Origin of the sequence: Streptococcus oralis Uo5, from assembly GCF_000253155.1 — a bacterium.
GTDB classification, from domain to species: Bacteria; Bacillota; Bacilli; order Lactobacillales; family Streptococcaceae; genus Streptococcus; species Streptococcus oralis_L.
Genome location: NC_015291.1, coordinates 1,334,537 through 1,360,640, shown reverse-complemented (window position 1 = coordinate 1,360,640; position 26,104 = coordinate 1,334,537). Strand labels below are relative to the sequence as shown.

The following is a 26,104-nucleotide window of genomic DNA, read 5'->3' as shown; positions in this document are numbered from 1 at the left end:
ATGGAATTTACAGATATTGCGATGGAATTATCCAAGGAAGCTTGGCAGGCTTCTTTTCATCATCCCTTTATTTTACAATTACAAGAGGGAAATTTAGAACCTGATATTTTCCGCTATTACCTGATTCAAGATGCCTACTATCTGAAGGCCTTCTCAGAAATCTATCACCTCTTGGCTGATAAGACTTCGAATCAAGAGATGAAAAGACTCTTGAAACAAAATGCCCAGAGTCTAGTGGAGGGTGAGTTGTTTATCCGCCAACAATTTTTCAAGGAATTAGGAATCAGCGACCAGGAAATGGAGGAGCAACCGATTGCTCCAACCTGTTATCATTACATTTCTCATATTTATCGCCAGTTTGCAGAGCCAAACTTGGGCATTGCTTTTGCTAGTTTGCTCCCATGTCCGTGGTTATACCATGATTTGGGCAAGGCACTTAATCGCAAACCATCCCCGAATCCTCTTTATCAACAGTGGATTGAAACCTATATCACCGATGAATTAGAACAGCAGATTAAAGAAGAAGAAGCCCTAGTTAATCAGCTCTATCGCGAAAGCGACGAGACGGACAAACAAAAAATGCTAGAGGCATTCCACCGAAGTGTCCACATGGAAGCCAAGTTTTGGGAGATGGCTTACCAACATCAAACCTGGACGAGTGATTTGCAGTCCTTAGGAAAAGAGAAGAAATAGAAAATGAGAAACCACCAACTACAAGTTCACAAATTAACTATTTTATCCATGATGATTGCCCTTGACGTAGTTCTTACACCCATCTTTCGAATTGAGGGAATGGCACCGATGTCCAGTGTAGTCAATATCCTAGCAGGAATTTTGATGGGGCCTGTTTATGCCTTGATCATGGCTACAGCCACAGCCTTTATCCGTATGTCAACTCAGGGGATTCCTCCTTTGGCCCTCACAGGAGCTACTTTCGGAGCCCTCCTTGCAGGTCTCTTTTATAAGTATGGTAGAAAATTTCACTATTCTGCCCTAGGAGAAATCTTGGGAACGGGTATAATCGGTTCCATTGTTTCCTATCCTGTCATGGTTCTCTTTACAGGATCTGCGGCCAAGCTTAGTTGGTTTATCTATACTCCGCGATTTTTCGGAGCGACCTTGATCGGTACAGCCATAGCTTTTCTCGCCTTTCGATTTTTAATCAAGCAGGAATTCTTTAAAAAAGTACAAGGATATTTCTTTGGTGAAAGGATAGACTGATGCAGGAATTTACAAATCCCTTTCCTCTAGGCTCTAGCTCCTTGATTCACTGCATTACCAATGAGATTTCCTGTGAGATGTTAGCCAATGGCATTCTAGCTCTGGGATCTAAACCTGTCATGGCAGATGATCCCCGTGAGGTCCTTGATTTTACCAAACAAAGCCAGGCTCTCTTCATCAATTTGGGGCATTTGTTTGCTGAGAAGGAGAAAGCAATCCGCATGGCAGCTACTTATGCAGCTCAAGCTTGTCTCCCAATGGTAGTAGATGCAGTTGGCGTAGCGGCTTCCCCCATTCGTAAGGATCTAGTCAGAGATCTTTTTGAATACAAGCCCACGGTCCTTAAAGGAAATATGTCGGAAATCCGAAGTCTTGTTGGTTTAAAGCACCACGGAGTTGGAGTTGATGCTAGCCATAAGGATCAAGAAACTGAGGACCTGCTTCAAGCCTTGAAAGACTGGTGTCAGACCTATCCTGGTATGTCATTTTTAGTCACTGGCCCCAAGGACCTCATTGTTTCGGAGAATCAGGTTGCAATATTGGGAAATGGCTGTGACGAATTAGACTGGATAACAGGGACAGGAGACTTGGTTGGAGCCTTGACCGCCGTTTTTCTCAGTCAAGGAAAGATCGCATTTGAAGCTTCTTGCCTAGCAGTTTCTTATCTCAATATCTCTGCTGAGAGAATTCTTGTTCAAGGAATGGGATTGGAAGATTTCCGCTTTCAAACTCTCAATCAGCTCTCTCTTCTAAAAAGAGACGAAAATTGGCTAGAAGCCATCAAAGGAGACTTTTATGAATAGAGAAGCACTTAGACTGTATCTAGTAACCAATCGCTACCAAGATTCCTTGGAAAACTTTCTTGAAAAAGTCGAGACGGCCTGCCGTTCAGGTGTTACCATTGTCCAATTACGAGAAAAAAATCTCACTACCAATCAATACTATCAACTGGCCAAACAAGTCAAGGAAATAACAGACGCCTATCAGGTGCCCTTGATTATCGATGATCGTTTGGATGTTTGTCTAGCAGTCGATGCTGCTGGGTTGCATATAGGCGACGATGAACTACCGGTTTCGGTTGCCCGCAAAGTCTTGGGGCCTGAAAAAATCCTCGGTGTTACTGCTAAAACAGTAAAAAGGGCTCTTGAGGCGGAAACATGGGGTGCGGATTACTTGGGAACAGGAGCCATTTTCCCGACTACGACCAAAGAAAATGCACCTATCACCTTGATTTCAACCTTGAAAACAATTTGCCAAACGGTCGCCATTCCAGTAGTTGCTATTGGAGGCTTGACGTCAGAGAACATTGACCAACTTGCTGCAACTGGCATAGCTGGTGTAGCTGTAGTCCGTGATTTGATGCAGGCAGAAGATATTGAAGCAAAAACGCAAGCATTTTTAACAAAGCTGGATGACATTATTTTCTAATCAAAAACTCTCTAATTCCCTTAAAGTGGGAACTAGAGAGTTTTTTCTTAATCTTTAAAGCTTGTATGGTTGACTGGGCCAGAACCATGACCGAGTTGAGGAGCTTCTTGGATGGCTTTTGTGATAAAGGCCTTGGCCTTATCGACTGCCTGATAAAGGGTTTTCCCCTTGGCTAGTTCAGCCGTAATCACTGCAGCAAAAGTACATCCAGTGCCATGGGTGTGACAGGTTTGAATTCTAGGACTTTCCCAGACAAATTGCTCCTCCTTAGTAAAGAGGAAATCCTTGGCACCGCCTTCGAGATGGCCACCTTTGATTACCACAGACTGAGGACCAAATTCTTTTAAAATCAGGCGACCAGCACGTTGCATGTCTTCTGGATCATGGATTGAAAAACCAACAATCTCTTCTGCCTCAGGAAGATTGGGTGTAATGATGCTTGCAAGAGGAAGCAGGTTTGTTTTTAGGTAGCTTCTCGCACTAGTATCTATCAGGGTATCACCGCTTGTTGCGACCATAACAGGGTCCAGCACGTAGGGACAGTCCAGCTTTTTAAGATAGGGTTGGATGATTTCCATGATTTCAGTAGTTGCCAACATACCAGTTTTTACAGCCTGAGGTTTGATATCCGAAAAGACACTCTCCAATTGAGCTTTCAGCATTTGGTTAGAGACGTGCTCGATTAATTGAACACCTCTGGTATTTTGAGCGACAAGGCTGGTCACAACGGCCATTCCATAGACATCTCTAGCTTGGAACGACTTCAAATCAGCCATAATGCCAGCACCGCCACTAGGGTCTGTCCCAGCAATGGTTAGAGCAACGGGTAAATAAGTCATCTAAAACCTCCCAACCAACTGAAGTTTGTATTCTTAAGAACAAGCAAGTCTGTTTTAGGAAGGAAATAGAAGACTGGGTAGTCCTCACTATTTTCCACTTCCATCAGCCAGCATTACCTAGATTGAGTCAAAGGGATCTAACAGTCGTTAATCTCAGCTTTACGCACCCCTAGTGGTTGTTTTCTTTTTTCTTCAGTATAGCATATTTTTATAGTTTATATAGTAAAATTTGATTGCAAATCTCTCGTTACAGGATTAAAATTCTATTTTTCGAAAAATAATAAAAATTATAGTTGACAAATGTAGATTTTCGGAGTATACTAATAACTGTAATCGACAAATGTAGATTTAGGAGGTGTGATTATGCAGATTTCAGATGCAGAATGGCAGGTCATGAAGATTATTTGGATGCAAGGAGAGCAGACCAGTAGCGATTTGATCAGGGTTCTGGCGGAGCGGTTCGACTGGTCCAAGTCAACCATTCAAACTCTTTTGGCTCGTTTGGTTGAGAAAGAGTGTCTGACAAGGAAAAAAGAGGGCAAGTCCTTTATTTATTCAGCCCTTTTAACTCTAGACCAAAGCCGAGACTTGCTTGTCCAAGATATCAAAGACAAGGTTTGTTCTCGTAGGATTAAGAACTTGTTGGCTGATTTGATTGTGGAATGTGATTTCACTCAGGCTGACTTGGAAGGCTTGGAAGAAGTGATTTCTAAGAAGAAATCAAGCGCTGTAACAGAAGTAAGATGTAATTGTATGTAAAGGAGACGCTATGTTAAATCTATTTGTATCTATTGTTGTTTTAGGAATGATTGCTTTTATCCTCTTTTGGTTTTTCAAAAAACCGCAAGAAGATGCTAAGAGAGCTCAGCAAAAGAATGGCTATCAAGAAATTCGAGTGGAGGTCATGGGAGGATATACTCCAGAAACCATTATCCTCAAAAAATCGCAACCTGCTCGCATTATTTTTGATCGAAAAGATCCTTCACCTTGCTTGGATCAAATCGTTTTTCCAGACTTTGGAGTGCATGCAGATCTGCCTATGGGAGACCAATATGTGGTTGAAATCACACCTGAAGAAGCAGGTGAGTATGGTTTCTCTTGTGGCATGAATATGATGCACGGTAAGATGATTGTAGAATAGGAGAATATTATGACTGAAATTGTAAAAGCAAGCCTTGAAAATGGTGTTCAAAAAATCCGTATCACGGCAGACAAAGGCTACCATCCAGCCCACATTCAACTGCAAAAAGGGATTCCTGCTGAGATTACCTTTCATCGTGTGACACCATCAAACTGTTATAAAGAAGTTCTCTTCGAAGAAGAAGGGATCCTAGAACCAATCGGCGTAGATGAGGAGAAAGTCATTCGCTTTACTCCTCAAGAATTGGGTGAGCATGAATTTTCATGTGGCATGAAGATGCAAAAGGGGAGTTATACCGTAGTTGAGAAGACTCGAAAATCTCTATCACTTTTACAGCGTTTTTGGATTACTAGTATCTTTACTGTGCCTCTTGTGATTCTCATGATTGGGATGTCTACAGGAGGAATTAGTCACCAAGTCATGCGTTGGGGAACCTTTTTAGCCACAACACCGATTATGCTAGTAGCTGGAGTTCCATATATCAGAAGCGCCTGGGCTAGTTTTAAAAAGCACAATTCCAACATGGATACCTTGGTTGCTCTGGGAACCCTAGTGGCCTATTTCTATAGCTTAGTTGCCCTCTTCACTGGTCTGCCCGTTTACTTTGAAAGTGCTGCATTTATCCTCTTCTTCATTCTTTTGGGAGCAGTTTTTGAGGAAAAAATGCGAAAAAATACTTCGCAAGCAGTCGAAAAATTATTAGACCTACAAGCAAAAACAGCAGAGGTTTTGCGTGATGATGTTTATGTTCAAATACCTCTAGAACAAGTCAAAGTTGGGGATCTCATTCGCGTTCGACCAGGTGAAAAAATTGCCGTTGATGGTATTGTTTTAGAAGGTGAAACTAGTATTGATGAGTCAATGGTGACTGGGGAAAGTATTCCAGTAGATAAGTCTGCCGGTGATACTGTCATTGGTTCAACCATCAATAATAGTGGTACGATCATCTTTAGAGCTGAAAAAGTTGGTTCTGAGACTATGTTGGCTCAGATTGTGGACTTTGTGAAGAAAGCGCAAACGAGTCGTGCTCCTATTCAAGATTTGACCGACAAGATTTCTGGGATTTTTGTACCAGCAGTTGTCATTTTAGGACTTCTTACTTTTTGGGTCTGGTTTGTTTTACTTGGAGATAGCTTTGTGACTTCTCTTCTTTATGGAGTAGCAGTTTTGATAATTGCCTGTCCTTGTGCACTAGGACTCGCGACACCGACAGCACTCATGGTTGGAACAGGACGAAGTGCCAAGATGGGGGTTCTTCTCAAAAATGGTACAGTTCTACAGGAAATCCAAAAAGTCCAAACGGTTGTTTTTGATAAGACAGGAACCTTGACCGAAGGGAAGCCAGTAGTGACAGATGTTGTCGGAGATGAAGGAGAAGTGATCAGCTTGGCTGCTTCACTGGAAGATGTATCTCAACACCCGCTAGCTCAAGCTATTGTTAATCGTGCATCTGAACTAGGAATTAGCCTTTACCCAGTGGAAAACTTCCAAGCCTTGCATGGAAAAGGTGTGACTGGGATTATTAATGGTAAACAAGTCTTGCTGGGGAATGCTAAGCTCTTAGCTGACCTTGCTATTCCACATGATTATCAAGAACGATTTGATTTGCTTGAGAAAGAAGCAAAAACAGTTGTCTTCCTATCCGTGGATGGTCAGTTAAAAGGCTTAATTGCCTTGCAGGATGTCCCTAAGGAAAATGCTCGAGAAGCTATTGCTAAATTGAAAAAACGTGGTCTTAGAACGGTCATGCTTACCGGAGATAATGCTGGAGTAGCGCATGCGATTGCAGAGCAAATTGGAATTGAAGAAGTGATTGCAAATGTCTTGCCAGAGGAAAAGGCACATGAAATTCACAAGCTTCAAAAGAATGGTAAACTTGCCTTTGTTGGAGATGGCATCAATGATGCGCCAGCCCTCAGTGTAGCGGATGTCGGAATTGCCATGGGCTCTGGGACAGATATTGCCATTGAATCCGCAGATCTTGTCCTTACAACCAACAATTTACTAGGATTGGCACGTGCTTTTGATATGAGTAAGAAGACCTTTAATCGTATTCTACTCAATCTTTTCTGGGCTTCTATCTATAACCTCATTGGTATTCCGATTGCAGCAGGAGTTTTTTCAGGAATTGGTCTCGTTCTCAATCCAGAACTGGCTGGTCTAGCCATGGCCTTTAGTTCTGTATCTGTTTTGATTAGTTCACTCATGCTCAATGTTACTAAGATAGACTAAAAAGCGGGCTTGCTCGCTTTTTATACTCTTCGAAAATCTATTCAAACCACGTCAACTTTATCTTCAAACTCAAATCTGTGTTTTGAGCAACTTGTGGCTAGTTTCCTAGTGTGCTCTTTAATTTTCATTGAGTATTATAAAACAGTTCTAAAAAACGCTTTCGAACTGTACTGTAATAGAGAATAAAAACTTCTGAGCACATTCTTAGGAGACCCAAAACAAATGTGGTAAAGTAGTAGAGTAAAAATTTGCTGAAACGTTTCCAATTAGTATATGAAAACGGATTTATCAAGTTTTAAAAATATTTGAAGGAGAGTTATCATTATGACTCAAGGGAAAATTACTGCATCTGCAGCAATGCTCAACGTATTGAAAACATGGGGCGTAGACACAATCTACGGTATCCCATCAGGAACACTCAGCTCATTGATGGACGCTTTGGCTGAAGACAAAGATATCCGCTTCTTGCAAGTTCGCCACGAAGAAACAGGTGCTCTTGCTGCGGTCATGCAAGCTAAATTCGGCGGCTCAATCGGGGTTGCAGTAGGTTCAGGTGGTCCAGGTGCGACTCACTTGATTAACGGTGTTTACGATGCAGCTATGGATAACACTCCATTCCTTGCTATCCTTGGATCACGTCCTGTTAACGAACTCAACATGGATGCCTTCCAAGAATTGAACCAAAACCCAATGTACAACGGTATCGCTGTCTACAACAAACGTGTCGCTTACGCTGAGCAATTACCAAAAGTAATTGACGAAGCTTGCCGTGCTGCAGTTTCTAAAAAAGGTCCAGCTGTTGTTGAAATTCCAGTAAACTTCGGTTTCCAAGAAATCGATGAAAACTCATACTATGGTTCAGGTTCATACGAACGTTCATTCATCGCTCCTGCTTTGAACGAAGTTGAAATTGACAAAGCAGTTGAAATCTTGAACAATGCTGAACGCCCAGTTATCTACGCTGGTTACGGTGGTGTTAAAGCTGGTGAAGTCATTACTGAATTGTCACGTAAAATCAAAGCACCAATCATCACAACTGGTAAAAACTTTGAAGCTTTTGAATGGAACTACGAAGGTTTGACAGGTTCTGCTTACCGTGTTGGTTGGAAACCAGCCAACGAAGTGGTCTTTGAAGCAGACACAGTTCTTTTCCTTGGTTCAAACTTCCCATTTGCTGAAGTTTACGAAGCCTTCAAGAACACTGAAAAATTCATCCAAGTCGATATCGACCCTTACAAACTTGGTAAACGTCATGCCCTTGACGCTTCTATCCTTGGTGATGCAGGTCAAGCAGCGAAAGCAATCCTTGACAAAGTAAACCCAGTAGAATCTACTCCATGGTGGCGTGCAAACGTTAAGAACAACCAAAACTGGCGTGATTACATGAACAAACTCGAAGGTAAAACTGAGGGTGAATTGCAATTGTACCAAGTTTACAATGCAATCAACAAACATGCTGATCAAGACGCTATCTACTCAATCGACGTAGGTGACACTACTCAAACATCTACTCGTCACCTTCACATGACACCTAAGAACATGTGGCGTACATCTCCACTCTTTGCGACAATGGGTATTGCCCTTCCTGGTGGTATCGCTGCTAAGAAAGACAATCCAGATCGCCAAGTATGGAACATCATGGGTGACGGTGCATTCAACATGTGCTACCCAGACGTTATCACAAACGTTCAATACGACCTTCCAGTTATCAACGTTGTCTTCTCAAATGGTAAATATGCCTTCATCAAGGACAAATACGAAGACACAAACAAACACTTGTTTGGTTGTGACTTCCCTAATGCTGACTATGCGAAAATCGCTGAAGCGCAAGGTGCTGTAGGATTTACAGTTGACCGTATCGAAGATATCGATGCAGTTGTTGCAGAAGCTGTTAAATTGAACAAAGAAGGTAAAACTATTGTTATCGATGCTCACATCACTCCACATCGTCCACTTCCAGTAGAAGTACTTGAGTTGGATCCAAAACAACACTCAGAAGAAGCAATCAAATCCTTCAAGGAAAAATACGAAGCTGAAGAGCTTGTACCATTCCGCCTCTTCTTGGAAGAAGAAGGGTTGCAATCACGCGCAATCAAATAATTTCTCTCGTCGAATTTAATCTTTGATTTTCATAGAGAGAAACTTAAAAAGATCGGAGTAATCCGGTCTTTTTCTGGAGGAGAGTAAATGAATTTAAATCAATTAGATATCATCGTTTCAGATGTTCCTCAAGTCTGTGCTGACTTGGAGCGTATTTTGGATAAAAAAGCCGATTATGTTGATGACAGTTTTGCTCAGTTCACGATTGGCAGTCATTGTCTCATGTTGTCAGAGAAACATTTGATTCCTTTGGAAAATTTTCAGTCAGGAATCATTCTACACATTGAGGTTGAGGATGTCGACCAGAATTACCAACGATTGAAAGAGCTTGGTACCGAGATTTTACACGGTCCTTGTGAAACGGATTGGGGAACAGAGTCCTTATTAGTTAGAGGACCTGCTGGTTTAGTGATTGATTTTTATCGAATGAAATAGAGCGATTAGTCATTTGAAGTTAATCTTAATCATTCTTAAAACAGAATGTGAGAATAGGAACTATTGAAAGATCGGAGAAACCCGGTCTTTTTCTGTTTCCTTTTTTTATCACAAGATTGTGATAGTTTACATCTTCATAACAAAAGCTTCAAAGTCTTGATTGTTTTGAAAAAAGATTATAAAATATGATTCATAAAAATGAAAGAGGTTTTGAAAATGTCTGAAAAACAAATGAAAGTTTTGGGTTGGGTAGCGACCTTCATGTCTGTTATGATGTACGTCTCTTACTTCCCACAAATCATGAACAACCTGGCTGGTCAAAAAGGGAACTTTATCCAACCCTTAGTCGCAGCCATCAACTGTAGTCTCTGGGTTTACTACGGTCTTTTCAAAAAGGAAAGAGATATTCCCCTCGCGGCTGCTAATGCACCGGGTATCGTTTTTGGTCTAGTAACGGCTATTACGGCATTGATTTAAAAAGAAGACTGGTTTCAGTCTTTTTTTTTTGTACATAAAAATAGATTCTCAAGTAAAAGATTATTTCGTTACTATTTTTACAAAATCTTCTCCCTACTTTATAAGATCGGAAAAAGAGTTCAATTCGAACTCTTTTTTTGCTATAATGAGGGGAGAAAAATCAGACAGGAGATTGACATGTCAGAACCATTATTTTTACAATCAGTTATGCAAGAAAAAATCTGGGGTGGTACCAAGCTACGTGATGAGTTTGGTTACGACATTCCAAGTGAAAAAATCGGAGAATACTGGGCTATCTCAGCTCACCCAAATGGAGTTTCTAAGGTTGCAAATGGACGCTACGAGGGAACAGACCTTGCTACTTTGTATGCGGAACACCGTGAGTTGTTTGGCAACCGTCCAGATCCTGTATTTCCACTGTTGACCAAAATTCTCGATGCCAACGACTGGCTCAGTGTCCAAGTTCACCCAGACGATGCTTACGGGCTCGAGCATGAAGGCGAACTTGGAAAAACAGAATGCTGGTATATCATCGCTGCAGATGAAGGATCAGAGATTATCTATGGCCACAATGCCAAGTCAAAAGAAGAACTCCGCCAGCAAATCGAAGCTAAAGACTGGGATGGTCTATTAACAAAAGTTCCTGTCAAAGCTGGTGATTTCTTCTATGTACCAAGTGGAACTATGCACGCTATCGGAGCAGGTATCTTGATTCTTGAAACCCAGCAGTCTAGCGATACCACCTACCGTGTCTATGACTTTGACCGCAAGGACGACAAGGGCAACTTGCGTGAACTTCACCTTGAAAAATCTATCGATGTTTTAAACATTGGTGAGCCTGCTAATAGCCGTCCTGTAACTATCAAAGCTGATGATTTACGTTCCACTCTCCTTGTTTCTAATGATTTCTTCGCAGTTTACAAATGGGAAATTACTGGAAAAGTTGATTTTGAAAAGACAGCTGACTACAGCTTGTATAGCGTCTTGGCTGGTCAAGGTCAGCTTACTGTTGACGAAAAAAACTATCCAATCCAAAAAGGCAGCCACTTTATCCTACCAAGTGATGTTGAATCTTGGACCTTGGAAGGAAAAGGTTTAGAATTGATTGTAGCCATCCATAAAAAAAGAAAGGGCCTGAGTTCATTACTCAAGTCCTTTTTGATTACATAAATTGGGCGATAAAGACCACGATGATGATGATAGGAATGATAAAACGAAGAAGGAAAAGCCAAACTTGGAAAAGTCCTTGTTTCCATACTCTTTCATCAAGATGGAGTTCCTCCATGGCAAGGGCCTTTTTAAAGATGTAGCCTGTAAAAAGTGACAGGCAGAGAGCTCCAAATGGCATGAGGAGATTGGAAACCAAGAAATCCATGGCATCAAAGAAGGTCTTTCCAAAAATATGAATATCTGCCATAACTCCATAGGATAGGGCTGAAGGAATTCCAAAGGCGAAGGTCAAGATTCCTAAAATGGCACTCCATTTGGCACGCTTGCTGTTGTCCTGATTGGTGATATTTCCCACATTGATCTCCAGCATCACGACAGAAGAAGTGACCGTCGCAAAGAGGAAGAGCAAGAGGAAGAGGATATAGAAAATGGTTCCAAAAGGCATCTTGTCAAAGAGTTGAGGCAAGACGATAAAGAGCAGGCTTGGTCCCCCTTCAGACTGGATGTTGAAGGCTGACATGGCTGGGAAAATGGCTAGACCTGCCATGATGGATACCGAGATGTTCATGGCTACAATGGAGATTCCTGATTGGACTAGATTGGTTTTCTTGTCCAAGTAGGACGCATAGGTCAGCATGGCTGTAACCCCTAGTGAGAGGGCAAAGAAAGATTGTCCCAGAGCATAGAGGAGACCAGCACTGGTCAGTTTTGAAAAGTCTGGTTTGAGGAAGTAGAGAACGCCTTCCATGGCATTTGGCAAACTGAGAGAGCGCCCAATGATCACGACAAAAATGATAAAGAGCAGGGGCATCATGACTTTCGAAGCTCTTTCGATCCCTTTTTGGACCCCACGTGATACAATAAAGATATTCAATAAGATAAAGGCAGCTTGAGCTCCTAGGGCAATGGCTGGATTTGAAATGATTGAAGTAAATAACTGAGCATAATCACCCGTTCCGCTAAGTTGGAACAATTTTCCAAACTCAATGCCTAGATAGACTAGAATCCATCCTCCAATGACACTGTAAAAGGATAGGAGGATAAAGAGGGCAAAGGCACCAATCCAACCAATAAAATTGTATTTGCTATTGTTGCCCAGTTTTCCAAAGGTTTTGATAGCGGAAACGCCAGCACTACGACCAAGGGCAAATTCAGCAAGCAGGAGCGGGAAACCGATTAAAATAGTGGAAATGAGAAAGACCAACAAAAAGCCTCCTCCGCCATTAGCAGCAGTCATATAGGGAAACTTCCAAACGGCACCAAGCCCGATGGCTGAGCCAGCAGATGCTAGAATAAAGCCTAGTTTCGATCCCCATTGTGATTTTTCTGACATAGTTGAAACTCCAATCTCGTTTTTTAAAATAAGAAAAGGCTACTTGAGTTGTCAAATAGCCTTCCCTCAATGGCTCTTTACGAGCCTTCTGTTTGATTGATAGACTTGACTATCCTATCATGTTTTCTAAGGTCTGTCAAGAAAACCATTTTCAAGTTTTCACACCTTTCTCAAAAAGTTAAAAATTTTTCGCAAAAACACTTGACTCTGACCTAAGGAGAGGGTTTATACTATCTATGTAAGGAGGAAATCATGTACCATATAAAAGAAGCTGCGCAGCTTTCAGGTGTCTCTGTCAAGACCCTGCACCACTATGACAAGATAGGACTCTTGGTCCCCTTAAAGTCGGAAAACGGCTATCGAACTTACAGTCAAGAGGATTTGGAACGCCTTCAGGTCATTCTTTACTACAAATATCTAGGCTTTTCTTTAGAAAAAATAGCAGAGCTATTAAAGGAAGAAAGGACAGATTTATTGCCCCATTTGACTAGACAGTTGGACTATTTGACCCAAGAAAGACAACATCTGGATACCTTGATTTCCACCTTGCAAAAAACCATTCAAGAACAAAAAGGAGAAAGAAAAATGACCATTGAGGAAAAATTCACTGGATTTAGCTATCAAGACAATCAAAAATACCATCAAAAGGCGGTAGAAGAGTATGGACAAGAAGTCATGGATCAGGCTCTCGAGCGCCAAAAAGGTCGTGAAGATGAGGCTACGGCCGCCTTTAACCAAGTTTTTCAAGCTTTAGCTCAAAACCTTAAAAATGGACTAGCTGCAACAGCAGCTGAAAACCAAGAGCAAGCAGCTAAGCTCTTGCAAGCCATTCGCACTTATGGATTTGACTGCTCTATTGAGGTATTCGGTCATATCGGTAAAGGTTACGTCTACAACCCAGAGTTTAAGGAAAACATTGACAAGTTTGGTTCTGGAACAGCCCAGTACACATCAGATGTCATTGCTGCTTACGTTCAGATAAATGCAGAATAAATAGGCTAGGAATTTCCTAGCCTATTTTTTACTTCAAGTCATAAAGCCAGTCGTCACCGTCTTTATAGTAAAAGAATTCACTGAGATTCTCTTCTAAAAAAACACGAAGCATATCAGACATATCATCAGTAGCAAGTTTTAGATGAGATAGATTGTCAAAATCTTCCCACCAAACCTTCCCTTCGTATGAAGACTGGAGTTCACCAGTAAAGTGTTTTGTCTTGTAAAAAAGGACGACATAACGATAATCCTTGTCATCATACCAGTTTTTGATACCACAGAGTTGGGGTTTGGAAATGGTCAGACCAGTTTCTTCTTTCACTTCACGAATGACAGCTTCGACAAAGGATTCGCCACGTTCAACATGCCCGCCAGGAAAAGTAATACCAGGCCAGTCAGGGCTAACTCTGTCTTGGACCAGAACCTTGTCTCCGTTTTGAATCATACACATGTTGACAAATTCAACTGATTCTCTTCTATTCATTTTTTACAACCTTTGATCTTTAATCATAATGCAGACTTCCTGCCACCCAGCCGGTACAGAGGGCAGAAGTGATGTTAAATCCCCCCGTGTGGGCATTGATATCCAGTACCTCGCCAGCAAAGTGGAGGCCAGGTACCAGCTTACTTTCAAGGGTTTTGGGATTGATTTCCTTGAGACTGACACCGCCTTTGGTGACAAAGGACTTGGCAAGAGACATTTTTCCAGTCACAGGGATTTTGAGGGTCTTGATAGACTGGAGCAGTTGGTCACGTTCTTTTTCAGTTAGCTGTTTGACTTTTTCAGGAAATCCTTTTACAAAAAAATCAGCCAAGCGTTCCGGAAGCAAAGTTTTCAAAGCATTTTTCAAGGATTTTTCCCGATTTTCTTCTATAAATGCAGCCAAGTCCCTCTCAGAAAGTTGAGGCAAAACATCGAGTGAGAGAACCTCTCCGCCCTTGACAAAGCTAGATATACGCAGAGCAGCTGGACCAGATAAACCAAAGTGGGTAAAGAGCAGATCATGAGTGATGACATGCTTGCCGTAGCTTAAGGTCACATCGTCTAGTGAAATTCCCTGCAAGGCCTTATGCGGAAAATCTGTTAACAAAGGACTTTCAGCAGCCTCAAGCTCGGTAATAGTATGTTTAAAATGACGGGCGATTTCATGTCCAAAACCAGTAGAACCAGTAGAAGGATAGGATTTACCACCAGTTGTGACAATGAGTTTGTCACAAGTGAAGTTTTGGTCTGCGGACTTGAGGACAAACTGGTCGTCTATCTTTTTAACCGAAACAATTTCTGTTTGAGTAGCAACTTGACCTCCTAGCTCAGTGATTTTCTTTTCTAAGGCTTCAATAATGGTTCGAGATTTGTTAGTAGCAGGAAAGACACGTCCGTGGTCCTCGACCTTAAGCTTAACACCATTTTCCGTGAAAAAGTTGATGATATCATGGTTATCAAACTGGGAAAAGACACTGTATAGAAAGCGTCCATTTCCAGGGATGCCAGCTAGTAGGTCATCTAGACTACCGTTGTTAGTCACATTGCAACGTCCCCCACCTGTTCCAGCTAATTTTTTGCCAAGTTTCCGATTTTTTTCGATGAGAAGAGTTTTCTGACCATAAAAGCTACTGGAAATGGTAGCCATCATGCCCGCAGGTCCTCCACCGATGACAATAGTATCAAAATGTTTCATAGCTCTATTGTACCACAAAAAACAAGAGATTCTTGGCATCTCTTGTTGCTCATAATCTTAGTTAATTTCATATCCCATCAACAAGCCGCCATCTTCTGCATAGAAACTGCAGAGACCAGACGTAGGAATGATTTTGATATTGGCTTGTGGGAAGGTTTCCTGCAAGCGTTCTGACAATTGCTGACAGAATTTTTCATTGCTGCGATGAGCCATGACGATACGGCCACCAGCATAGCCAGCCTTGATGACTTCTTCATAGGCTGCTTGAAGGGATTTTTTTGGTCCACGAGCCTTTTGGAGCAGTTCTAGTGTTCCAGTATTACTCGCCTCTCCGACCATACGGATGTTGAGAAGACCAACAACTGTACCGATAAGCTTGCTTAAACGACCATTTTTTACCAAGTTATCAACCTTAGCGAGGACAAAGAGCAACTTCGTTTTTTCTTGGTAGGCAGTAATAGCTTCAACAATTTTCTCAAAAGAAAGTCCTTGATCAATCAAGTCATTGATTTTTTCGACAATTAGGTCAACTTCCCCACCAGCAGATAAACTATCAATCACATGAATCTGAGTGTCAGGGTGTTCTTCAAGATAGATATTCTTAGCGAGCTGTGCACTATTATGGCTACCTGAAAGAGTACCAGTAATGGTAACGACAAAGATATGCTTAGCACCTTCAAATGCACGCAGGTAATCATCAGGGCTAGGACAGGCTGATTTTGAAGCCTCAGAAGTCGCATACATGGTTTCCATCATGTGGTTAATGTCGAGATTGGCATCATCAATAAAGACCTGATCAGCTACTTGAATGGTTAAAGGAACACTCACAAATTCAGTATCGATAGCAAGGGTAGGCAGTTGACGATAATCACAACCAGAGTCAGCTACAATCTTCCAAGTCATAGAAATTCTCCATCTTTGTCACTTATACATTGACAAAGGTTCTGTCTTTTTTTACAATTATATCATGAAAGCCCTTGAAACAAAAGTACCACCTCTCTGTTGTCACAAGTAGAAAGAAATTGTTATGTCTGAACGTAAAATATCTGAAAAATCTCTTGAAAATCTCAGAAAATCAAATCAAGAATCCAATTTTTTAACCAGAGAAGCAATCGAGACGGCTCTTTTGCAACTTCTAGAGAAAAAAGATTTGGCCAAGATCAGCATTTCGGAGCTGGTCAAACGAGCGGGCGTCTCTCGTGCCGCCTTCTATCGTAACTATGACTCTAAAGAAGAAATTTTGGAAAGCGTCTTTAAACGCAGTGTCCATAACATTATGGAACAGTTGAGCCACTACGATGTCAAAACAGACCTTTATCTGGTCTGGGTACACCTTTTCCGCGCAGCCAAGAAAGAAGCCAAGGTTATCCAACTTGCCCTGGACTACCACTTGGAAAAGATTTTCGTCCAAGCCATGCAGGAATTTCTGGAAAAATACCACGGAAAATCAAAAGGCGTTAGCAGCTACCTTCATTCCTTTTGGAGTTCTGCCATCGTATCGGTTTTGCTCAAATGGATCAAGGATGGCATGAAGGTTCCGGCTGAAAAGATTGCAGATTTACGCTTGCCATTTTTCAAAAAATAGGAGATAAGGAGAAGAATTATGACAGAAAAAAGACTGGCTTGGGATGAGTACTTTGCTGCCCAGGCCTTACTGATTGCCAATCGTTCGACCTGCAAACGCGCCAAGGTGGGAGCTGTTCTAGTTAAGGATAATAAGGTGATTTCAACAGGCTACAATGGTTCCGTATCAGGAACGGAGCACTGTATCGATCACGACTGTTTAGTCATTGAAGGTCACTGTGTTCGAACACTTCACGCTGAGGTTAATGCTATTCTCCAGGGGGCTGAACGGGGGGTTCCAAGAGGATTTACAGCCTATGTGACCCATTTCCCTTGTCTGAACTGCACCAAACAACTGCTTCAAGTTGGTTGCAAGCGCGTGGTTTATATCAACCAGTACCGTATGGACGACTATGCCAAATACCTCTATCAAGAAAAAGGCATCGAGTTAACTTATTTACCACTTGAGACTGTTCAGACAGCTCTTCAAGAGGCAGATTTGATTTAAAAATTAATTAAAATAAATGGTTTAGAAAGCTTTTTAAACCGTTTTTTGATATAATAAGAAGAATAAATTGAAAGAAGGAACTCAGAAAATGGGAAAAATTGAAGTCATTAATCATCCACTCATTCAACACAAGTTGTCTATTTTGCGTCGTACAGACACTTCCACAAAAGCTTTCCGTGAGCTAGTAGATGAGATCGCAATGTTGATGGGATATGAAGTACTTCGTGATCTTCCACTTGAAGATGTGGAAATCGAAACACCTATCACAAAGACCGTTCAAAAACAATTGGCTGGGAAAAAATTGGCGATTGTCCCAATATTGCGTGCAGGTATCGGGATGGTAGATGGCCTCTTGAGCTTGGTTCCTGCAGCCAAAGTTGGTCATATCGGTATGTACCGTGATGAAGAAACCCTTCAACCAGTTGAATACTTGGTGAAATTACCTGAGGATATTGACCAACGTCAGATTTTTGTCGTTGATCCAATGTTGGCAACAGGTGGCTCAGCAATCTTGGCAGTAGATTCCCTTAAAAAACGTGGTGCTTCAAATATCAAGTTTGTCTGCCTAGTATCTGCTCCGGAAGGAGTGAAAGCCCTTCAAGAAGCACACCCAGATGTAGAAATTTTTACTGCGGCCTTGGATGAACGCTTGAACGAACACGGTTATATCGTTCCAGGTCTTGGAGATGCTGGAGACCGCTTGTTTGGTACGAAATAAAATTCCAAAGTAAATATTGAAACTAGAAGTTCGTTTTTGACTTGAAAGGAGGTTGAGTTTTTGTTTCTGTTTAGGTAATAGAGCAAAGATTTGACCTTTTTTGACCAAAAAGATATAATAGTTCTGTATTGAGTCGTAAGACTAAGAAAATTCAACATTAAAAGGAGAAATGAATGATTCCTGTAGTTATTGAACAAACAAGCCGTGGAGAACGTTCCTATGATATTTACTCTCGTCTTCTGAAAGACCGCATTATCATGCTAACAGGTCCAGTTGAAGACAACATGGCCAACTCCGTTATTGCCCAATTACTTTTCTTGGATGCCCAAGATAGCACAAAAGATATTTATCTTTATGTCAACACACCTGGAGGATCTGTTTCAGCTGGTTTGGCAATCGTTGATACCATGAACTTTATCAAGGCAGATGTCCAAACTATCGTTATGGGGATGGCTGCATCTATGGGTACTGTCATCGCATCAAGCGGTGCAAAAGGCAAACGTTTCATGCTTCCAAATGCAGAGTACATGATTCACCAACCAATGGGTGGTACAGGTGGTGGTACCCAACAAACCGATATGGCAATCGCTGCAGAGCACTTGCTTAAAACTCGTAAGACTTTGGAGCAAATCCTTGCAGATAACTCTGGTAAATCAGTTGAGCAAATTCATGCAGATGCGGAACGTGATTACTGGATGAGTGCCCAAGAAACGCTTGAATATGGCTTTATTGATGAAATTATGGCCAACAATTCGTTAAGCTAAGCAACTTAGAAAGCAAACTCGACGGAGTTTGCTTTTTTTGGTATAATAGGGGAAGATTTCTTAGAAAGAGGATTCCTCATGTTTGAAAAAACAAATCGATCAGGATTAATTATCTATCTCTACTATAATCGAGATGCAAAAAAAATTCAGGAATACGGTGATATCTGTTACCATTCCAAAAAACATCGTTATTTGCAGCTCTATGTTCAAACTGTGGAGTTAGATGACTTAGTTGAGAGATTAGGTAAGGAAAGATATATCAAGAAAATTAGACGTTGCCATATTCAAGAGCTAGAAACTCCCTTCGTTGGCAATCTCTATCGTAACTAAGAAAACGTTATCATTTAAAAAGTTAAACAAATACATTGACAATTTTCTGATAATTCGGTATATTCTTAACATACAATTTTTGAAACAACTATAAGGAGATTAAAAATGAAGAAAAAATTTGCCCTATCTTTTGTGGCTCTTGCTAGTGTGGCTCTTCTTGCTGCATGTGGAGAGGTCAAGTCAGGAGCGTCAAACACAACTGGAAATCCAGTAGACGAAAAAACAATTAAAATCGGTTTTAACTTTGAGGAGACAGGTGCTGTGGCAGCTTACGGTACAGCTGAACAAAAAGGTGCCCAGCTTGCTGTAGACGAAATCAACGCTGCAGGTGGAATTGATGGAAAACAAATCGAAGTTGTAGACAAAGACAACAAGTCAGAAACTGCTGAAGCAGCTTCTGTTACAACAAACCTTGTTACCCAATCAAAAGTAGCAGCTATTGTAGGACCTGCGACATCTGGTGCAACTGCTGCAGCCGTACCTAATGCTACTAAAGCTGGAGTGCCATTGATTTCACCAAGTGCTACTCAAGACGGTTTGACTAAAGGTCAAGATTACCTATTTATCGGAACATTCCAAGATAGCTTCCAAGGGAAGATTATTTCTAACTATGTAACAAATAAATTGAATGCCAAGAAGGTTATTCTTTATACTGACAACGCTAGTGACTATGCTAAAGGTATTGCTAAATCTTTCCGCGAAGCCTATAAGGGTGAAATTGTAGCAGATGAAACGTTTGTAGCAGGTGATACTGACTTCCAAGCAGCCCTTACTAAAATGAAAGGGAAAGAGTTTGACGCTATCGTTGTTCCAGGTTACTACACTGAAGCTGGTAAAATTGTAAACCAAGCACGTGGTATGGGAATTGATAAACCAATCGTTGGTGGTGATGGATTTAACGGTGAAGAATTTGTTCAACAAGCAACTGCTGAAAGAGCATCAAACATTTACTTCATCTCAGGATTCTCAACTACAGTTGATGTTTCTGCAAAAGCTAAAGCTTTCCTTGAAGCATACCGTGCTAAATACAACGAAGAGCCTTCAACATTCTCAGCTTTAGCCTATGACTCAGTTTACCTAGTAGCAAATGCTGCAAAAGGTGCTAAAAACTCAGGTGAAATCAAGGACAACCTTGCTAAAACCAAAGATTTTGATGGTGTAACTGGTCAAACAAGCTTTGATGCTGACCACAATACAGTGAAAACTGCTTACATGATGACCATGAACAATGGTAAAGTTGAAGAAGCAGAAGTTGTAAAACCATAACATTAGAATAGTAATTGAAATGGGGAATGAGCCTTTGACTCACTCCCTGTTTCGGTGTTTATGAACTTGTGAAAATAATGAAATTTTCTAAAAAATTACGATAGAAAAGAGTGAATGCTATGCTCCAACAACTTGTGAATGGTCTAATTCTGGGTAGTGTTTATGCACTGTTAGCTCTGGGTTATACCATGGTTTATGGAATTATCAAACTCATCAACTTCGCCCATGGCGATATTTACATGATGGGTGCCTTTATTGGTTACTTTTTGATTAATTCTTTCCAAATGGATTTCTTTTTAGCTTTAATTATTTCAATGGCTGGAACTGCACTACTTGGTGTTGTGATTGAGTTTCTTGCCTACCGTCCTTTGCGACACTCTACACGTATTGCTGTATTGATTACTGCCATCGGAGTCTCTTTCCTACTGGAATACGGAATGGTTTATCTAGTAGGTGCCAATACTCGTGCCTTTCCTCAAGCAATTGAAACAGTCCGCTTTGACTTGGGACCAATTAGCTTGACAAATGTTCAATTGATGATTTTAGCAGTTTCTATATTCTTGATGGTTTTATTGCAATTGATCGTCCAAAAAACAAAAATGGGGAAAGCCATGCGTGCGGTATCAGTTGATAGTGACGCAGCTCAATTGATGGGAATTAATGTAAATCGCACAATCAGCTTTACCTTTGCTTTGGGTTCAGCTCTTGCTGGTGCAGCAGGTGTCCTCATTGCCCTTTACTACAACTCTCTGGAACCTTTGATGGGTGTGACTCCAGGTCTAAAATCATTCGTTGCGGCCGTACTTGGTGGTATCGGGATTATTCCTGGTGCAGCTCTAGGTGGATTTGTGATTGGTTTGTTGGAAACATTTGCTACTGCCTTCGGTATGTCTGATTTCCGTGATGCTATCGTATATGGTATCTTGCTTTTGATTCTGATTGTTCGACCTGCAGGTATCCTTGGTAAGAATGTGAAAGAGAAGGTGTAAACAATGAAGACAAATCTTAAAGTAAATATTCTCTGGTTATTCCTTCTGTTAGCGGGTTATGGATTGATTAGTGTACTGGTTTCTGCTGGTGTTCTCAATCTATTCCATGTCCAAATTTTAGAACAAATTGGGATTAATATCATCCTTGCAGTAGGCTTGAACTTAATCGTTGGTTTTTCAGGACAATTCTCACTTGGTCATGCAGGTTTTATGGCGATTGGGGCCTATGCAGCAGCGATTATTGGTTCAAAATCACCAACCTATGGTGCCTTCTTTGGAGCAATGGCCTTGGGCGCCTTGATTTCTGGTGCAGTCGCCTTGCTCGTTGGGATTCCAACACTCCGTTTAAAGGGTGACTACCTGGCTGTTGCGACACTAGGTGTTTCAGAAATCATTCGTATCTTTATCATTAATGGTGGAAGTTTGACCAACGGTGCCGCTGGTATCTTGGGTATTCCAAACTTTACCAACTGGCAAATGGTTTATCTATTTGTGGTGATCACAACTATTGCAACTCTCAACTTCTTACGTAGTCCAATTGGACGCTCTACTCTATCTGTTCGTGAGGATGAGATTGCTGCTGAATCCGTTGGAGTAAACACTACAAAGATCAAGATTATCGCTTTTGTCTTTGGTGCCATTACAGCAAGTATTGCTGGTTCACTTCAGGCTGGTTTTATCGGATCTGTTGTGCCAAAAGATTACACCTTTATTAATTCCATCAATGTGTTGATTATCGTTGTATTTGGTGGACTTGGATCTATTACTGGTACCATCGTTTCAGCGATTGTTTTAGGAATTTTAAATATGCTCCTTCAAGATGTAGCTAGCGTACGTATGATCATCTACGCCTTGGCTCTTGTATTGGTGATGATTTTCAGACCAGGTGGACTTCTTGGGACATGGGAATTGAGTCTATCACGTTTCTTTAAAAAATCGAAGAAGGAGGGACAAAACTAATGGCATTACTTGAAGTTAAACAGTTAACCAAACATTTTGGCGGTCTAACAGCTGTTGGAGATGTCACTCTTGAATTGAACGAGGGAGAATTGGTTGGTCTGATTGGACCAAACGGGGCTGGTAAAACAACCCTTTTCAATCTCTTGACTGGTGTTTATGAACCAAGCGAAGGTACTGTGACACTAGATGGTCACCTCCTAAATGGGAAAACTCCCTATAAGATTGCTTCACTTGGACTCAGTCGTACTTTCCAAAATATTCGTTTGTTCAAGGACCTGACAGTTTTGGAAAATGTTTTGATTGCGTTTAGCAATCATCATAAACAACATGTCCTTGCAAGCTTTCTACGTTTACCAGCTTTTTATAAGAATGAGGAAGAATTAAAAAGCAAAGCTTTGGACTTGCTGAAGATTTTTGATTTGGATGGTGACGCAGATACTCTTGCGAAGAATCTAGCCTATGGCCAACAACGTCGATTGGAAATCGTTCGTGCTCTGGCAACAGAACCTAAAATCCTCTTTTTGGATGAACCTGCAGCTGGGATGAATCCTCAAGAAACAGCTGAATTGACAGAATTGATCCGTCGTATCAAAGATGAATTTAAAATTACCATCATGCTCATCGAACACGACATGAATTTGGTTATGGAAGTCACTGAGCGTATCTATGTTCTTGAATATGGTCGGTTGATTGCTCATGGGACTCCGGATGAGATCAAGAACAACAAACGCGTTATCGAAGCTTATCTAGGAGGTGAAGCCTAATGTCTATGTTAAAAGTTGAAAACCTCTCTGTGCATTACGGTATGATCCAAGCAGTTCGTGATGTAAGTTTCGAGGTTAATGAAGGTGAAGTTGTTTCCTTGATTGGTGCCAATGGTGCTGGTAAAACAACCATTCTTCGTACCCTTTCAGGTTTGGTTCGTCCAAGTGCTGGTAAAATTCAGTTTTTAGGAAAAGAAATTCAAAAGTTGCCAGCTCAAAAAATTGTAGCAGGTGGCCTTTCACAAGTTCCTGAAGGACGCCATGTTTTCCCAGGTTTGACTGTTATGGAAAACTTAGAAATGGGAGCCTTTTTAAAGAAAAATCGTGAAGAAAATCAAGCCAACTTGAAAAAAGTCTTTTCACGTTTCCCTCGTCTGGAAGAACGTAAAAACCAAGATGCGGCAACTCTTTCAGGTGGTGAACAGCAGATGCTGGCTATGGGACGCGCTCTCATGTCTACACCTAAGCTCCTTCTCTTGGATGAGCCGTCAATGGGACTTGCCCCAATCTTTATCCAGGAAATTTTTGATATCATTCAAGATATTCAGAAGCAAGGAACAACGGTTCTCCTAATTGAACAGAACGCTAACAAGGCCCTCGCTATCTCTGACCGTGGTTATGTACTTGAAACAGGAAAGATTGTCCTATCAGGAACAGGAAAAGAACTCGCAGCATCAGATGAAGTCAGAAAAGCATATCTAGGTGGCTAAAACAATCCAGTGGATTGTTTTAGTCGTCAGATAAGGATTGCGCAAGAAATTTTCCTCTAGTCTGGAAGACTAGTTTAGGTTGTGGATGGAGATTGCGCACGCAATCCCTCTATAGTCCGAGTGACCTTTTTAGCCGGCAGATAAGGATTACGTAAGTAATCATCCAATCCAGTGGATTGTTTTAGTCGCCAGATGAGGATTGCGCAAGAAATTCTCCTCTAGTCTGGGAGCCTAGTTTAGGTTGCGGACGGAGATTGCGCACGCAATCCCTCTATAGTCCGGGGGACCCTTTTAGTCGGCAGATAAGGATTGCAACCAAGCGAAACCTAATACGACTACTTATCAAAAATATAAAATATTTCAGGGCTCCAGAATAAGGAGCTCTTTTATGTATATGTTTTTTGAGAAAGGGGAAGAAGGTCTTAATTTTTACTAATTGTTTCCCTATTTGAATTGACAGTTATTTTTGTTCATATTATAATATGAGTAAGAAAAAATTGAACAGGAGGACTGAGAAATGGTAACAGAAAAACAATTTAAACTTTTGCGTTTTATGTTGACACATAAAGAAAAGACATTTACTCAGAGACAGTTAGCTGAAGAGTTAGATCTATCTTTGGGAACAATTAACACATTATTGAAAAAACTGAAAGAAGAGAAGTGGGTTGATGAGGAGCATCACTTAACAGAACTAGGCCAGGAAGTTTTAGAACCCTATCGAGTAGAAAATGCTATTATAATGGCTGCTGGCATGAGTAGCCGTTTTGCTCCTTTGTCTTATGAAATTCCTAAAGGATTGCTTCAAGTCAAGGGGGAACGCTTGATAGAGAGGGAAATCAGACAACTTCAAGAAGCAGGAATAGAAGATATAACCGTTATCGTAGGCTATCTACAAGAAAAAATGTTCTATCTTGCAGAGAAGTTTGGTGTAAAAATTGTAGTGAATAATAATTACTACAAATACAATAACTGTTCGTCTCTTATGTTGGTTAAAGATCAACTTTCCAACACTTATATTTGTTCATCGGATAATTATTTTGTGGAAAATCCGTTTGAGCAATATATTTATAGGGGTTACTACTCGACGATATTTGCAGAAGGTCAAACAGACGAATATTGTGCTATAGAGGATTCGAATCACACCATCATTGATATCCAGATTGGTGGAAAAAATACTTGGGCAATGGTGGGGCACGTTTATTTCGACCGTGCATTTAGCGAGAAATTCAAGGAAATTTTAGAAAACGAGTTTAAGCACGAACCTTATCGGGAACAGCTTTGGGAGGATTATTATAGTCGGCATGTCAAGGAACTCCTTTTAGAAGCTCGTCACTATTCAGCGGATATTGTTAAAGAATTTGATTCACTAGATGAACTCCGTCAATTTGATGAACGTTATTTGGTAAATGCAGATTCGGCCATTATTGATAATATCTGTAAGACATTAAAGTGTGTGGCTTCAGATATTGTCAATATCAAACCACTAAAAGATGGATTAACCAACACATCATTTTCATTTGACTGTCTAGGGAAAAAATATGTTTACCGTCATCCAGGTAGGGGAACGGAAAATTATATTGACCGAGCTAGTGAAGCAGCTTCTATGGAAATTGCTGCAAAATTAAAGATTGACCGTACCTTTGTAGCTATGAACAAGGATGAGGGCTGGAAAATTTCAGAATTTATTCCCAATGCTAAGCAACTGGATTATGATAATTGGGATGATGTGGCACAAGCAATGGACCTCTTGAGACGGTTACACCAATCTGGAGAAAAAACGGGACATTCCTTTGACCAATTTGAGGGAATTGATGATTTTAGAGAAAAATTGAAGGCTAGAAATCGATTTGAATTTGATGGTCTCGAGGAATTGGATGAAACTGTCTCACTTCTCAAAAAATATTTACAGAATGATCCGAAACAGGTTGTCCTTTGTCACGGAGATTCCTATAGTCCTAATTTTTTGTTGAATGAAGTAGGCGAAATGAGCTTGATTGATTGGGAATATTCTGGAATGGGAGAGCCAGCAGGAGATTTGGGGACCTTCATTGCGTGTTCCAATTATACCGTAGAGGATGCTGAAAAAGTACTGGAATTGTATCTACAAAAAGTACCAGATAAGAAAACCAAACGTCACTACTTGGCTTATGTAGCAGTGACCTCATATTATTGGTTCTTGTGGGCTTTGTTCCAGGAGAGTGTCGGAAAACCAGTCGGTGAGTTTCTCTACATCTGGTATCGCTATACCAAACAATATGGACAACTGGCTCTTGATTTGTATTTGGAGGAAAACTAAGATGAGAACGACATCTGAGATTGAAGAATTAGTAGCAACTGAAACAAAGAGAAGATTGGAAGAAATGGAGTCGCCAAACTACGAGTTTGTTCAACCCTTCCTAAAAAGTGATTTCATTTTAATCATCTCCATAGTCCTAATCAACCTTATTTTGATTATCTTAGCAATGACGGGAGGAATTCAATAAC

At 40.9% G+C, this 26,104-nt stretch carries 29 protein-coding genes and 1 riboswitch; of the genes, 24 read left to right on the top strand and 5 right to left on the bottom strand.

Going from position 1 to position 26,104, the window contains the following annotated elements; genetic code table 11:
- Genes tenA through thiE form a run of 4 tightly spaced genes read left to right on the top strand, consistent with a single transcriptional unit; the run spans window position 1 to window position 2,649 of the window.
- A complete protein-coding gene (tenA, locus tag SOR_RS06850; protein ID WP_000397184.1) occupies window positions 1–693 on the top strand; it encodes a thiaminase II in 693 nt (230 codons plus the stop codon).
- 3 nt (window positions 694–696) lie between these two features.
- A complete protein-coding gene (gene thiW / locus SOR_RS06845) occupies window positions 697–1,221 on the top strand; it encodes an energy coupling factor transporter S component ThiW (RefSeq protein WP_001244051.1) in 525 nt (174 codons plus the stop codon).
- Complete coding sequence (gene thiM, locus SOR_RS06840; RefSeq protein WP_001155201.1) at window positions 1,221–2,024, top strand: hydroxyethylthiazole kinase; 804 nt, start codon at window positions 1,221–1,223, stop codon at window positions 2,022–2,024. The genes thiW and thiM overlap by 1 nt, the downstream gene beginning before the upstream one ends.
- Window positions 2,017–2,649, top strand: a complete 633-nt coding sequence (gene thiE / locus SOR_RS06835; protein ID WP_001078203.1) for a thiamine phosphate synthase — start codon at window positions 2,017–2,019, stop codon at window positions 2,647–2,649. Before thiM ends, thiE begins: the two co-directional genes overlap by 8 nt.
- 47 nt (window positions 2,650–2,696) lie before the next feature.
- On the opposite strand, the gene thiD is transcribed toward thiE, so the two are convergent.
- Window positions 2,697–3,488, bottom strand: a complete 792-nt coding sequence (thiD, locus tag SOR_RS06830) for a bifunctional hydroxymethylpyrimidine kinase/phosphomethylpyrimidine kinase (protein ID WP_000221729.1) — start codon at window positions 3,486–3,488, stop codon at window positions 2,697–2,699.
- Between the two features lie 82 nt (window positions 3,489–3,570).
- Window positions 3,571–3,669, bottom strand: a riboswitch (TPP riboswitch).
- A 182-nt stretch (window positions 3,670–3,851) separates the two neighbouring features.
- On the opposite strand from thiD, the gene SOR_RS06825 reads away from it, so the two are divergent.
- The 7 genes from SOR_RS06825 (at window position 3,852) to manA (ending at window position 11,043) form a co-directional block, all read left to right on the top strand.
- Complete coding sequence (locus tag SOR_RS06825) at window positions 3,852–4,247, top strand: CopY/TcrY family copper transport repressor (RefSeq protein WP_001167186.1); 396 nt, start codon at window positions 3,852–3,854, stop codon at window positions 4,245–4,247.
- 10 nt (window positions 4,248–4,257) lie between these two features.
- The gene (locus SOR_RS06820; protein ID WP_000933322.1) at window positions 4,258–4,629 is read left to right on the top strand and encodes a cupredoxin domain-containing protein; all 372 of its coding nucleotides are present in this window, start codon (window positions 4,258–4,260) and stop codon (window positions 4,627–4,629) included.
- 9 nt (window positions 4,630–4,638) lie between these two features.
- Window positions 4,639–6,861: a heavy metal translocating P-type ATPase gene (locus tag SOR_RS06815; protein WP_000136342.1), complete on the top strand. Its 2,223-nt coding sequence runs from the start codon at window positions 4,639–4,641 to the stop codon at window positions 6,859–6,861.
- A 324-nt stretch (window positions 6,862–7,185) separates the two neighbouring features.
- The gene (gene spxB, locus SOR_RS06805) at window positions 7,186–8,961 is read left to right on the top strand and encodes a pyruvate oxidase (RefSeq protein ID WP_000191805.1); all 1,776 of its coding nucleotides are present in this window, start codon (window positions 7,186–7,188) and stop codon (window positions 8,959–8,961) included.
- Between the two features lie 87 nt (window positions 8,962–9,048).
- Window positions 9,049–9,396: a VOC family protein gene (locus tag SOR_RS06800; RefSeq protein ID WP_001052636.1), complete on the top strand. Its 348-nt coding sequence runs from the start codon at window positions 9,049–9,051 to the stop codon at window positions 9,394–9,396.
- 216 nt (window positions 9,397–9,612) lie between these two features.
- Window positions 9,613–9,873: a SemiSWEET family transporter gene (locus tag SOR_RS06795; RefSeq protein ID WP_001291476.1), complete on the top strand. Its 261-nt coding sequence runs from the start codon at window positions 9,613–9,615 to the stop codon at window positions 9,871–9,873.
- 177 nt (window positions 9,874–10,050) lie between these two features.
- Window positions 10,051–11,043 carry a mannose-6-phosphate isomerase, class I gene (gene manA, locus SOR_RS06790; RefSeq protein WP_001294302.1) on the top strand — a complete coding sequence of 331 codons (993 nt, stop codon included), beginning with the start codon at window positions 10,051–10,053 and terminating at the stop codon, window positions 11,041–11,043.
- Here the strand turns inward: manA and SOR_RS06785 are convergent.
- Complete coding sequence (locus tag SOR_RS06785) at window positions 11,036–12,376, bottom strand: sodium-dependent transporter (RefSeq protein WP_013670260.1); 1,341 nt, start codon at window positions 12,374–12,376, stop codon at window positions 11,036–11,038. The genes manA and SOR_RS06785 overlap by 8 nt on opposite strands.
- 252 nt (window positions 12,377–12,628) lie before the next feature.
- On the opposite strand from SOR_RS06785, the gene SOR_RS06780 reads away from it, so the two are divergent.
- Complete coding sequence (locus SOR_RS06780) at window positions 12,629–13,369, top strand: MerR family transcriptional regulator (protein WP_000274779.1); 741 nt, start codon at window positions 12,629–12,631, stop codon at window positions 13,367–13,369.
- Window positions 13,370–13,397: 28 nt separating this feature from the next.
- Here the strand turns inward: SOR_RS06780 and SOR_RS06775 are convergent, their stop codons facing one another.
- The 3 genes from SOR_RS06775 to SOR_RS06765 are packed head-to-tail and all read right to left on the bottom strand — an operon-like array spanning window position 13,398 to window position 15,951.
- A complete protein-coding gene (locus SOR_RS06775; RefSeq protein ID WP_013670258.1) occupies window positions 13,398–13,853 on the bottom strand; it encodes an 8-oxo-dGTP diphosphatase in 456 nt (151 codons plus the stop codon).
- A 19-nt stretch (window positions 13,854–13,872) separates the two neighbouring features.
- Complete coding sequence (locus tag SOR_RS06770) at window positions 13,873–15,048, bottom strand: BaiN/RdsA family NAD(P)/FAD-dependent oxidoreductase (protein ID WP_013670257.1); 1,176 nt, start codon at window positions 15,046–15,048, stop codon at window positions 13,873–13,875.
- Window positions 15,049–15,105: 57 nt separating this feature from the next.
- A complete protein-coding gene (locus tag SOR_RS06765; protein ID WP_000219957.1) occupies window positions 15,106–15,951 on the bottom strand; it encodes a DegV family protein in 846 nt (281 codons plus the stop codon).
- Between the two features lie 124 nt (window positions 15,952–16,075).
- Between SOR_RS06765 and SOR_RS06760 the strand changes: the two genes are divergently transcribed.
- The 12 genes from SOR_RS06760 (at window position 16,076) to SOR_RS06705 (ending at window position 26,103) form a co-directional block, all read left to right on the top strand.
- Window positions 16,076–16,633, top strand: a complete 558-nt coding sequence (locus tag SOR_RS06760) for a TetR/AcrR family transcriptional regulator (RefSeq protein ID WP_000003897.1) — start codon at window positions 16,076–16,078, stop codon at window positions 16,631–16,633.
- 18 nt (window positions 16,634–16,651) lie between these two features.
- Window positions 16,652–17,119: a deoxycytidylate deaminase gene (locus SOR_RS06755; RefSeq protein WP_000136982.1), complete on the top strand. Its 468-nt coding sequence runs from the start codon at window positions 16,652–16,654 to the stop codon at window positions 17,117–17,119.
- Window positions 17,120–17,207: 88 nt separating this feature from the next.
- A complete protein-coding gene (upp, locus tag SOR_RS06750; RefSeq protein WP_000515974.1) occupies window positions 17,208–17,837 on the top strand; it encodes a uracil phosphoribosyltransferase in 630 nt (209 codons plus the stop codon).
- 173 nt (window positions 17,838–18,010) lie between these two features.
- Complete coding sequence (clpP, locus tag SOR_RS06745) at window positions 18,011–18,601, top strand: ATP-dependent Clp protease proteolytic subunit ClpP (RefSeq protein WP_000613467.1); 591 nt, start codon at window positions 18,011–18,013, stop codon at window positions 18,599–18,601.
- A gap of 78 nt (window positions 18,602–18,679) precedes the next feature.
- Window positions 18,680–18,931, top strand: a complete 252-nt coding sequence (locus SOR_RS06740) for a DUF2129 domain-containing protein (RefSeq protein ID WP_000462102.1) — start codon at window positions 18,680–18,682, stop codon at window positions 18,929–18,931.
- Window positions 18,932–19,036: 105 nt separating this feature from the next.
- On the top strand, window positions 19,037–20,197 hold the full coding sequence (locus SOR_RS06735) for an ABC transporter substrate-binding protein (RefSeq protein ID WP_000726134.1): 1,161 nt from the start codon (window positions 19,037–19,039) through the stop codon (window positions 20,195–20,197).
- A gap of 119 nt (window positions 20,198–20,316) precedes the next feature.
- Window positions 20,317–21,186 carry a branched-chain amino acid ABC transporter permease gene (locus tag SOR_RS06730; RefSeq protein WP_000941410.1) on the top strand — a complete coding sequence of 290 codons (870 nt, stop codon included), beginning with the start codon at window positions 20,317–20,319 and terminating at the stop codon, window positions 21,184–21,186.
- 3 nt (window positions 21,187–21,189) lie between these two features.
- Window positions 21,190–22,146 carry a branched-chain amino acid ABC transporter permease gene (locus SOR_RS06725; protein ID WP_000856256.1) on the top strand — a complete coding sequence of 319 codons (957 nt, stop codon included), beginning with the start codon at window positions 21,190–21,192 and terminating at the stop codon, window positions 22,144–22,146.
- Entirely contained in the window at window positions 22,146–22,910 is a 765-nt protein-coding gene (locus SOR_RS06720) for an ABC transporter ATP-binding protein (protein WP_001186014.1), read from the top strand. The genes SOR_RS06725 and SOR_RS06720 overlap by 1 nt, the downstream gene beginning before the upstream one ends.
- Entirely contained in the window at window positions 22,910–23,620 is a 711-nt protein-coding gene (locus SOR_RS06715; protein ID WP_000062207.1) for an ABC transporter ATP-binding protein, read from the top strand. Before SOR_RS06720 ends, SOR_RS06715 begins: the two co-directional genes overlap by 1 nt.
- A gap of 517 nt (window positions 23,621–24,137) precedes the next feature.
- Window positions 24,138–25,916: a phosphotransferase gene (locus SOR_RS06710; RefSeq protein ID WP_000255709.1), complete on the top strand. Its 1,779-nt coding sequence runs from the start codon at window positions 24,138–24,140 to the stop codon at window positions 25,914–25,916.
- 1 nt (window position 25,917) lies between these two features.
- A complete protein-coding gene (locus tag SOR_RS06705; protein WP_001260989.1) occupies window positions 25,918–26,103 on the top strand; it encodes a hypothetical protein in 186 nt (61 codons plus the stop codon).
- The last annotated feature ends 1 nt before the right edge of the window (window position 26,104 follow it).